This window comes from Massilia cavernae (assembly GCF_003590855.1).
Lineage (GTDB): Bacteria > Pseudomonadota > Gammaproteobacteria > Burkholderiales > Burkholderiaceae_D > Telluria_A > Telluria_A cavernae.
In genome coordinates this window covers 1-10,299 of record NZ_QYUP01000034.1, presented here as the reverse complement: position 1 = coordinate 10,299, position 10,299 = coordinate 1, and the positions used below count along the sequence as shown (strand labels likewise).

General features: G+C 64.9%; 9 protein-coding genes and 1 pseudogene. 9 read left to right on the top strand and 1 reads right to left on the bottom strand.

The annotated features are described in order from the left end of the window. From D3872_RS25935 to rlmD, 7 genes and pseudogenes are all read left to right on the top strand, one after another. A pseudogene (locus D3872_RS25935) lies at positions 1-359 on the top strand (hypothetical protein); the annotation flags it as partial. Continuing rightward, a complete protein-coding gene (locus tag D3872_RS26930; RefSeq protein ID WP_119809498.1) occupies positions 287-2,440 on the top strand; it encodes a tetratricopeptide repeat protein in 2,154 nt (717 codons plus the stop codon). The pseudogene D3872_RS25935 and the gene D3872_RS26930, both read left to right, overlap by 73 nt. Before the next feature lie 70 nt (positions 2,441-2,510). After that, positions 2,511-3,248 (top strand): 5'/3'-nucleotidase SurE, encoded by a 738-nt coding sequence (gene surE / locus D3872_RS03510; RefSeq protein ID WP_119809497.1) that lies wholly within the window; start codon positions 2,511-2,513, stop codon positions 3,246-3,248. Continuing rightward, positions 3,245-4,180: a protein-L-isoaspartate(D-aspartate) O-methyltransferase gene (locus D3872_RS03505; protein WP_119809496.1), complete on the top strand. Its 936-nt coding sequence runs from the start codon at positions 3,245-3,247 to the stop codon at positions 4,178-4,180. Before surE ends, D3872_RS03505 begins: the two co-directional genes overlap by 4 nt. Before the next feature lie 231 nt (positions 4,181-4,411). Beyond that, on the top strand, positions 4,412-5,155 hold the full coding sequence (locus tag D3872_RS03500; protein WP_229459140.1) for a peptidoglycan DD-metalloendopeptidase family protein: 744 nt from the start codon (positions 4,412-4,414) through the stop codon (positions 5,153-5,155). A 24-nt stretch (positions 5,156-5,179) separates the two neighbouring features. Next, positions 5,180-6,205: an RNA polymerase sigma factor RpoS gene (gene rpoS, locus D3872_RS03495; protein ID WP_119809495.1), complete on the top strand. Its 1,026-nt coding sequence runs from the start codon at positions 5,180-5,182 to the stop codon at positions 6,203-6,205. A 106-nt stretch (positions 6,206-6,311) separates the two neighbouring features. Then, a complete protein-coding gene (gene rlmD, locus D3872_RS03490; protein WP_119809494.1) occupies positions 6,312-7,667 on the top strand; it encodes a 23S rRNA (uracil(1939)-C(5))-methyltransferase RlmD in 1,356 nt (451 codons plus the stop codon). A gap of 180 nt (positions 7,668-7,847) precedes the next feature. On the opposite strand, the gene D3872_RS03485 is transcribed toward rlmD, so the two are convergent. Then, positions 7,848-8,519: a Bax inhibitor-1 family protein gene (locus D3872_RS03485; protein ID WP_229459139.1), complete on the bottom strand. Its 672-nt coding sequence runs from the start codon at positions 8,517-8,519 to the stop codon at positions 7,848-7,850. Between the two features lie 238 nt (positions 8,520-8,757). Here D3872_RS03485 and ndk point away from each other — a divergent pair, with 238 nt between their 5' ends. Together ndk and rlmN are read left to right on the top strand one after the other, a co-directional pair. Then, positions 8,758-9,171, top strand: a complete 414-nt coding sequence (gene ndk, locus D3872_RS03480) for a nucleoside-diphosphate kinase (RefSeq protein ID WP_119809492.1) — start codon at positions 8,758-8,760, stop codon at positions 9,169-9,171. A gap of 86 nt (positions 9,172-9,257) precedes the next feature. Further along, a partial coding sequence (gene rlmN / locus D3872_RS03475; protein ID WP_119809499.1) for a dual-specificity RNA methyltransferase RlmN occupies positions 9,258-10,299 on the top strand: 1,042 nt, incomplete at its 3' end.

Below are 10,299 nucleotides of genomic sequence, written 5' to 3'. Positions count from 1 at the left end.
CGATATCCGCTCCCGGCGAGGTGACCACGTTTTATTCATTCGAGAGCGGAACGGCGCGCAGTGTTGCGCTGTCGAACATGGCCGTACTGCTGGCCGGGCGCCAGAACGCCACGGTACCGGTGCTGATGATCGACTGGGACACAGAATCGCCGGGCTTGCACCATTTTTTTGCGCAGGGCGGCAACAGGCCCGGACTACTGGAATATTTCCAGGCCTGCCGCGACCAGCTGTGCCTGCTGGCCGACGGCGCCCCCGGCACCCCGGCACCGATCCCGACGCGCTGGCCATGCGTGTGCTGGAATCGATCGACTGGGAGCAGTACGTTGAGCGGGTCGACCAGAGCCGCCCGCTGTACCTGATGCGCGCCGGCCGTTTCGACGACAGCTACGGCGAGCGCGCCCACCGCATGGACTGGGACGGCCTGTTCTCCGCCTGCCCGGCCTTGTTCCGCGCCTTCGGCGACTTCATGGCCAGCAAGTTCCGGCACGTTCTCATCGACGCCCGCTGCGGGCGCTCGGCCGCCGTCAGCATCTGCACCGCGCTGTTGCCGCGCAAGCTGGTCGGCCTGTTCACGCCCAACCAGCGCAGCCTGGAAGGGCTGGCCGGCGTCGTCACACGCGCCATCGACTATCGTTGCAGCCACGAAGAAGCGCAGCGCCCGCTGATGGTCTACCCCTTGCCGGCGCTGGTCGACAGCGCCGACTGCGAGCGGCGCATGCAGTGGCGCCACGGCGACCCGCTGCGCGGTACCGCCGGCTACCAGCCCTTGCTCGAACGCCTGCTGGCCCAGACTTACGGGCTACCCCAGGTGTCGCTGGACAGCTATCTCGACGAAGTACAGCTGCAGCAGACCGCCACCACGGCCGGCGGCGCGCCGCTGCCCCATGTGCGCCAGGGCGCCGACCGCTTTTCGCTGGAGCGCACCTTCGACACCCTGTTGGACTGGATGGATGAAGACCGCTTCCCATGGCAGTCGCGCACCGAGATCGAACTGGTGGGCGCCGTCGCCGCTGCACGCGCGCAGGCTGCGGGCCAGGCGTCGGCGCCGTCGCTGCTGCCGCTGGCGCGCGACCTCGACCGGCTGGGCGTGCTGTGCCGCGACAGCGGCAGGGAAGTGCAGGCGCGCAGCTGTTTTGAAGAAAGCCTGTCGCTGCGCCAGCGCGTGCTGGGCGCAGGCCATGCCGACACCCGCGCCAGCTGCGCCAACCTGGCCGCGCTGCTGCGCGACTCGGGCCAGTTGCGCGCCGCGCGCGAGATGTACGAACTGCTGGCGCGCGACTGCGAACGCCTGCTCGGCGGCGATTGCGTCGAAACGCTGGCCGTGCAGTCCGGGCTGGCCGCCACGCTGGCGCTGCAGGGCGAGTTCGAGCGCGCGCTGGCGCTGCACAAGCGCATCGCCGCCGTGTGCGACGAAACCTTCGGCGCCGACCATGTGCTGACCCTGGACAGCTACGCCGCCCAGGCCCGCACCTTGGCCAGCCATCACGAACTGAGCCGGGCGCGCATGCTGTACGAGCTGGTGCTGGACGGCCGCCAGCGCCTGCTGGGCCACGAACACGAAGACACGCTGCGCTGCGCCCAGGAGCTGACGGTGCTGCTGTCCGACCTGGGCGACATGGCCAACGCGCGCAAGCTGCAGCAGGGCGTGGCGGCGGCCCGCCTGCGCCATGGCGGGCCGGACCATCCGGCCACCGTGTCGGCGCGCGAAACCCTGGCCGAGATCCTGGCCGGGCTGGGCGACATCGCGGCGGTGCGCTCGCTGCAGGAAGAACTGGCCAGAACGCGCGAGCGCAGCCTCGGTTCCGAACATCCCGAAACCCTGAGCATCCAGTTGCGCCTGGCCACCACGCTGGGCATGGATGGTGACCTGGACGGAGCGTGCACGCTGCAGCAGCGCGTGGTGGCGCTGCAGGAGCGGCTGTACGGCGCCGACAGCCCGCAGACGCTGCACAGTAAGCGGATGCTGGCCAACACCCTGCGCGAGCAGGGGCACAGCCTGGGCGCGCGTCTGCTGGAGGAAGCGGCGGCGCGGCCGGCAGACCGGCAGCTTGCCCCGCACGGGGCGGCACTGCTGCGCGCGAAGGCGTCCGGCCCCCATGCGTCGCATGACGACCGCCACGTAGCAAAGGCCGGCGCGGACGTGGACGGCGCCGCGCTCCCCCATGCCGATACGCTGGACGACAAGCTGGCCCAATTGCAGCAGCTGATCGACAGCCGCAGCGACGGCGAGGCGCGCGAGCTGGCGGACAGCCTGCGCAAGTCGGTGCTGCGTCCCAGCGTGGCGCATCCGCTCCGGAAGCGCGGGGTGGCGATGATCCGCAAGGTCTACGCCCGCGACGGCGACAAGGACGCCTTGCTGGCATTCTTCCAGGACGAGGTGACCCTGCTGGAAGGCCACCTGAACCAGGCGTCCGGGGGCAGGGCGGTGACCGCCGGCTGACTGTTGGGCGGTGGGGGAAATGTTGTAGTTGGGGGAGCGATACGACCGTTGCTTCAGGTAAAATCGTTGGATGCGAATTCTTATCAGTAATGACGACGGCTACCTCGCCCCAGGCATCAATGCGCTGGCCGAGGCGCTTGCCCCGATTGCCGACATCGTCGTGGTGGCGCCCGACAGCAACCGTTCGGGCGCGTCCAATTCCCTGTCGCTCGACCGTCCGCTGTCGGTCACGCAGGCCGGCAACGGTTTCTATTTCGTCAACGGCACCCCGACCGATTGCGTCCACATCGCGCTGACCGGCATGCTCGATTACCGGCCCGACCTGATCGTGTCCGGCATCAACAACGGCCAGAACATGGGCGACGACACCCTCTATTCGGGCACGGTCGCTGCCGCCACCGAGGGCTTCCTGTTCGGTATTCCAGCCATCGCCTTCTCCCAGGTGCAGCATGGCTGGGAGCACATCGACTCGGCCGCGCTGGTGGCGCGCGACATCGTGCTGCGCCGCTTCGACGAGCTGGCGTCGCCCTACCTGGTCAACGTCAACATCCCGAACCTGCCGTATGAGCAGATGGGCCCGATGGTCGCGACCCGCCTCGGACGCCGCCACCAGGCCGAACCCGTGATCCGAGCGCAAGACCCGCGCGGGCGTGAAATCTTCTGGATCGGCCCCCCGGGCGCCACCCGCGACGCGGGCCAAGGCACCGATTTTTATGCCACCGCCCAGGGACAGGTGTCGGTCACGCCCCTGCAGGTGGACCTGACCCACAAGCTCCAGCTCGACCTGCTGGCACGAGGATTCGCATGACAGACAAGCGCAGCAATTTCCCATTGCCGCTGTCCTCCGTGACCGGCGCCGCCGCCATGTCGGGCGCCGCCAAGCCGGGAAGCACGGTGGTCCCGACTCGGGTGGCCACCCCGCAGACGGCTACCCGCAATGCGGCGCACACGGCAGTGCAGGGGGCGTTTGTGCCGGGCGTCGCCACGCAGGGAGGCGTCGCCACGCAGGGCGCCTCCACGCCTGCCCGCGCCGCCGCGCCGGTGGTGCCGGCCTTCGGTCCACAGCGCGTCCAGCCGGCACCGGTGGCCGTGCCGCGCCCCGACATGATGGTGTCGGACGCGATCCGCAACGCGATGGTGGTGCGGGTGGCGCGCCAGGGCGTGCAGGACCAGCTGGTGCTGCAGGCGCTGAACACGGTGCCGCGCCACGGCTTCATCGAACCCGCGCTCTCGGCCCAGGCGTATATTGACGCCTCGCTCCCGATCGGCCACAATCAGACCATTTCCCAGCCGTACATCGTGGCGCGCATGATCGAAGTGATGCGCAACGGTGGCCAATTGAACAACGTGCTAGAGATCGGCACCGGCTGCGGCTACCAGGCGGCGGTGCTGTCTTGCGTTGCCCGCAACGTGTATTCGATCGAGCGCATCAAGCCGCTGCACGAGCTGGCCAAGACCAACCTGCGCCCCCTGCGCATCGCGAATCTGCGCTTGCATTACGGAGATGGTATGCTTGGCCTGCCGCAGGCTGCCCCGTTCGACGGAATCATCCTGGCGGCGGCCGGCCTGCAAGTGCCGCAGGCACTGCTGGAACAACTGTCCATCGGCGGGCGCCTGGTCGCCCCGGTAGGAGCGCAGGTCCAGCACCTGCAGCTGATCACCCGTACCGGCAAGGCGGAATGGACCAGCGACACGCTGGAAGCGTGCCACTTTGTTCCATTGCGTCCAGGCACCGTCTGAGGCGCCCGAGTTTGTCGAACAAATAAATATGAGAATGAATCAAAAAAGCCAATATGCCCTGCTGTCCATCATGTTCGGGCTGCTGACTGCCTGCAGCACGACCACCCGCCAGGCGCCGGTCATCGACCGCACGCCGGTAACCCAGGCCCGCCCCGCTGCGCCTGCCGCCGCCCGGCGCCGGTACAGAAGGAAGACCGCACCACCTACACCGTCCAGAAGGGCGACACCCTGTTGGGTATCGCCCTCGATTTCGGCCAGAACTACCGCGACCTGGTCGGTTGGAACAACCTGTCCGACCCGAACGACATCAAGGTCGGCCAGGTGTTGCGCGTCGCGCCGCCAGCCCAGCTGGCGACCCAGACCACCCCGGTTCCAGCCCCGGAAACGCGCCCGGCGCCGGTGCCGCGCAAGACCACGCCGCGCGCCGACAAGCGTCCGTACACGGAAACCGCGATCGCCGACGCCCAGAAGGGCGATACCAACGGCAAGGTCGACCCGAAACCGGCCGAGCGTCCCGAAACGGTGCCGGCGCCCGCGCCAATCGTCGCCAGCACCAGCACCACCCCGGCCATCGTGCCGGGCGCGACCGTTACCGCTACCGACGACGACAAGCTGTCGTGGATGTGGCCGTCCGACGGGCGCATCATCGCCACTTTTGATGAAGGCAAGAACAAGGGCATCGACATCGCCGGCCGTGCCGGCCAGCATGTTATGGCGGCGGGCGCGGGAAAGGTAATGTACGCGGGTAGCGGTATCCGCGGATATGGTAATCTCGTCATCGTCAAGCACAGCAACAGCTTGTTGTCCGCCTATGCCCACAACCGCAACATTGTGGTCAAGGAAGGGCAGAACGTGAACAAAGGCCAGGTCATCGCCGAAATGGGCGATTCCGACGCCGACACGGTCAAGCTGCACTTCGAGATCCGCCAGCAGGGCAAGCCGGTCGATCCATCGAAGTTTTTGCCGATCCGCTAAACCTCCCCCACCGGAGAGTTGTACATGTCACACTCGCCGCACCGTATAGAAGATGACGCCGCCCCGGACGATTTCACCGACGAGGCGATGGACGACGGCGCGGTCGAGGCGGACGGGGATGTGGAGGGCGAGGATGGCGGCGCCCGCGGTGCGGCCGAACCGGCCGTGGTGCTGGAGCCCGTCGACGAACTGAAAAAGGTGCTGGCGGCGGAACTGTCCACCGACACCACCCAGCACTACCTGAACCAGATTGGCACCCGGCCGCTGCTGACGGCGCCGCAGGAAGTCCAGATCGCCACGCTGGCCAAATCCGGCGACTTCGCCGCGCGCCAGATGATGATCGAACATAACCTGCGCCTGGTGGTGTCGATCGCCAAGCACTACATCAACCGCGGCGTGGTGCTGCTCGACATGATCGAGGAAGGCAACATCGGCCTGATGCGGGCCATCGACAAGTTCGAGCCCGAGCGCGGCTTCCGCTTTTCCACCTACGCCACCTGGTGGATCCGCCAGAGCATCGAACGCGCCATCATGAACCAGGCGCGCACGGTGCGGCTGCCGGTGCACATGGTGCGCGAGCTAAACCAGATCCTGCGCGCCAAATACCACCTCGAAGCCCAGCACCACGACGGCAAGGATGCCAGCGCCGAGGACATCGCCAGCCTGGTCGGGCGCCCGGTGGAGGAAGTGCAGGACATCCTGGCGCTGTCCGAACACGCCACCTCGCTCGACGCGCCGCTCGACAACGACCCGCAATCGAGCCTGATGGACATGCTGCCGGGCGACTCCGAGGATGCCCCCGATTCGCGTGCCGAACACCACGAAATGACGGTGCTGGTGCGCGACTGGCTGACCCGGCTGCCCGACAAGCAGCGTATCGTCATCATGCGCCGGTTCGGGCTCGACAATGACGACCCGGCCACCCTGGAAACCCTGGCCGAAGAGATGGGCGTGACCCGCGAGCGGGTGCGCCAGATCCAGCAGGAAGCCCTCATCAAGCTCAAACGGGCCATGGCCGCCCGTGGCGTCGTCCGCGATTCCTTGTTATGATGCGCCCCGAAATGAAGTTCTGAGCGACACCCCTTTTCCACACGAAACCCACCCCGGCTGGTACGCGAGAAACGTGCCGGCCCGGCGTTTTTTTGCTTCCATCGCTATGCAAGACAAGATCATCGGCATCAAATCCCTCGACATGGACGCGCGCGGCGTCGGCCACCTGGAGAATGAGGACGGCACGCCGGGCAAGGTGATCTTCGTCGAAGGCGCCCTGCCGGGCGAGCGTGTCAGTTTTGAAACGTTCAAGAAGAAGAAAAACTGGGAAGCCGGCCGCATGACGGTGCTGCACAAGGCCTCGTCGATGCGCGTCGAGCCCAAGTGCAAGCATTTCCACGCCTGCGGCGGCTGCTCGATGCAGCACCTGGAGCCGTCCGCCCAGGTCGCCATGAAGCAGCGTGTACTGGAAGACAACCTCTGGCACATCAGCAAGGTCAAGGCGGAAAACATCATGCGCCCGATGTACGGCCCGACCTGGGGCTACCGCTACCGTTCGCGGCTGTCGGTGCGCCATGTGCCGAAGAAGGAGACGGTGCTGGTCGGCTTCCACGAAAAGCACTCCGCTTTCGTCGTGGACATGACCTCCTGCGAGATCCTGCCGCGCCACATCTCCGACATGCTGGTGCCGCTGCGCGGCCTGGTCGGCGCGCTGTCCATCTACAACAAGATGCCGCAGATCGAAGTGGCGGTGGGCGAGGAAGTGACCGCCATGGTGCTGCGTAACATGGCGCCGCTGACGGCGGCCGACGAAGCGCTGCTGAAGGAATTCGCCGACCAGTGGAAGATCCAGTGGTGGCTGCAGCCGGCCGGTCCGGACACGGCGGCGCCGTTCTATCCGCTGGACAAGGAGCTGTACTACACGCTGCCCGAGTTCAACGTGAAGATGCCGTTCAAGCCGGTCGACTTCACCCAGGTCAACCACCACATCAACCGCGTGCTGGTGCACAAGGCGCTGCTGTTGCTGGAAGTGCAGCCGGAAGACCGCGTCGCCGACCTGTTCTGCGGCCTGGGCAACTTCACCCTGCCGTTGGCGACCCAGGCGAAGGAAGTAGTCGGCATCGAAGGCAGTACCGCGCTGACCCAGCGCGCGCTGGCCAACGCCCGCGCCAACGGCCTGTCCGAAAAAACATCGTTCTCGACTCGCAACCTGTTCGACGTGACGACCGAGGACCTGGTCGCGCTCGGCAAGTTCGACCGCATGCTGATCGATCCGCCGCGCGACGGCGCCGCGGCCCTGTCGGCGGCGCTGGCCGGCCTGCGCGCCAGCCATTCTGAGATGCTGCCAAGGCGCATCGTCTACGTGTCGTGCAGCCCATCGACCCTGGCGCGCGACGCCGGCGTGCTGGTTCACGAAGCCGGCTACAAGCTGAGCAAGGCAGGCGTGGTCAACATGTTCCCGCACACTTCCCACGTCGAATCGATGGCGGTCTTCGATCTAATCGGCCCAACAGCAGCCTGACCTGAGATCGGGGACAGACCTCGATCTCGACCTGGATGGTGATTAGCGTGACCCGGTCTGTCCCCGAACTTAAGCGGCTTAACTTAGCGGCATTAAGACTTGACGCTGGTTTTAAAGTGGGTTGTTATGAAGCAAAAAAAAGCCGACCATCAGGTCGGCTTTTTGCTATGCAGCTAGTGCTTAGTCGTTGCTGCCACCCAGGCCCAGCAGGCTGAGCAGGGAGGTGAAAATATTGTAGATGTTGAGGTAGATCGACAGCGTGGCGGTGACGTAGTTGGTTTCGCCGCCGTTGACGATGCGTTGCACGTCGTACAGGATGAAGGCGGAGAAGATGCCGATTACCATCACCGACAGCGCGATCGCCAGCGCCGGCATCTGCAGGAAGATGTTGGCTACCATCGCCAGCAGCACCACCACGACACCCGCGGTCAGCCACTTGCCCATTGCCGAGAAATCACGCTTGCTGGTGGTGGCGATGCTTGCCATGACAGCAAGAATCGTCGCCGTGCCGCCGAACGCGGTCATGATCAGGCTGGCGCCATTGGAGTAGCCCAGGGTGCGGGTCAGCAGCGGGGTCATCATCAGGCCCATGAAGAAGGTGAAGCCCAGCAGCAGCGCGACGCCGACGCCGGTGTTCTTGTTCTTTTCAATGCCCCAGAAGAAACCGAAGGCGATTGCCAGGAACAGCGCAAACCCCATGAAACCGCTCGGCATAGGCAGCTGGAAGGACACGCCGACGAATGCGCCGAGAACGGTCGGTATCATCGACAGCGCCAGCAGCCAGTAGGTATTGCGCAGGACGCGGTTGCGTACGGCCTGAGTGTTGCTTGCCAGGTCGTAACTGTTTTGCATGATTGGGGTCATTCGGCCTCCGATTCGTGGATAAGGTAAAAATCTGTGAACAGCATAGCATGGCTGGCCAAAAGGGCGGACAATCGCCCAGGTATGACCCGGGTTTGCTGGCGCCACTCTATCACTGCAGGGTCCGGTCCCGCAATATCCTTGGGCGATGGGGGATGTATGGTAAAATCGAAGGTTGATTCAAGTCTTATGACGCAACATTAAACCTTTCTTTTTATTGGAGTTTTACATGGCAATTGAGCGCACCCTCTCGATCATCAAACCAGACGCAGTGGCTAAAAACGTCATCGGCCAAATCTACAGCCGCTTCGAAAACGCTGGCCTGAAGATCGTTGCTGCCCGCATGACCCAGCTGTCGCGCGAACAGGCTGAAGGTTTCTATGCCGCCCATAAAGAGCGCGGCTTCTTCAAAGACCTGGTCGACTTCATGGTTTCCGGTCCTGTCATGATCCAGACCCTGGAAGGCGAAAACGCCGTGCTGGCGCACCGTGACCTGATGGGCGCGACCGATCCGAAGAAAGCTGAACCAGGCACCATCCGCGCCGATTTCGCCGATTCGATCGACGCTAACGCCGTTCACGGTTCGGACGCTGTCGAAGCTGCAAAAGTAGAAATCGCTTACTTCTTCCCGGAACTGAAGTAATTAGTTAGTAACAAGGGGCTTGGCCCTGCCGTTCCCGCTGTCGCCGCCCCGCGTGCGCGCGGGAACGGCCTTTTGGAATAATGAACATGACGACACTCACCAACCTGCTGGACTTCGATCCCGCGCAACTCGTCGCTTATTGCGCCGACTTGGGTGAGAAGCCGTTCCGCGCCAAGCAGCTGCAGCGCTGGATCCATCAATATGGCGCCAGCGATTTCGACAGCATGACCGACCTGGCCAAATCGCTGCGCGACAAGCTCAAGACGCGCGCCGAAATCCGCGCGCCCAGCATCATCAGCGACAACACCTCCACTGACGGCACCCGCAAGTGGCTGGTCGACGTCGGCAACGGCAACGCCGTCGAAACGGTGTTCATTCCCGAGGAAAACCGTGGCACGCTGTGCATTTCCACCCAGGCCGGCTGCGCCGTCAACTGCCGCTTCTGCTCGACCGGCAAGCAGGGCTTCAGCCGCAACCTGACAGTCGGCGAAATCATTGGCCAGTTGTGGATGGCCGAATTCGAACTGCGCCGCACCAAGGGCATCGAGCCTGGCCCGAAGGGCGAACGCCAGATCACCAACGTGGTCATGATGGGCATGGGCGAGCCGCTGCTGAACTTCGAGCCGACCACCACCGCGCTCAAGCTGATGCTGGACGATAACGCCTACGGCCTGTCGCGCCGCCGCGTGACCCTGTCGACCTCCGGCGTGGTGCCGATGATGGACAAGCTGTCGCAGGAAGTTCCTGTAGCGCTGGCCGTGTCGCTGCACGCGTCGAACGATCCGCTGCGCGATGGCCTGGTGCCGCTGAATAAAAAATACCCGCTGCGCGAGCTGATGGCCGCCTGCAAGCGCTACCTCGAGTTTGCGCCGCGCGACTTCATCACTTTTGAATACTGCATGCTGGACGGCGTCAACGACAGCGACGAGCATGCGCGCCAGCTGGTGGCGCTGGTGAACGACCCCGAAGTGGGCGTGTCGTGCAAGTTCAACCTGATTCCGTTCAACCCCTTCCCCGAGTCGGGCCTGCTGCGTTCGAAGAACCCGCGCATCAAGGCATTCGCCCAGGTGCTGATGGACGCCGGCATCGTGACCACCATCCGCAAAACGCGCGGCGACGACATCGACG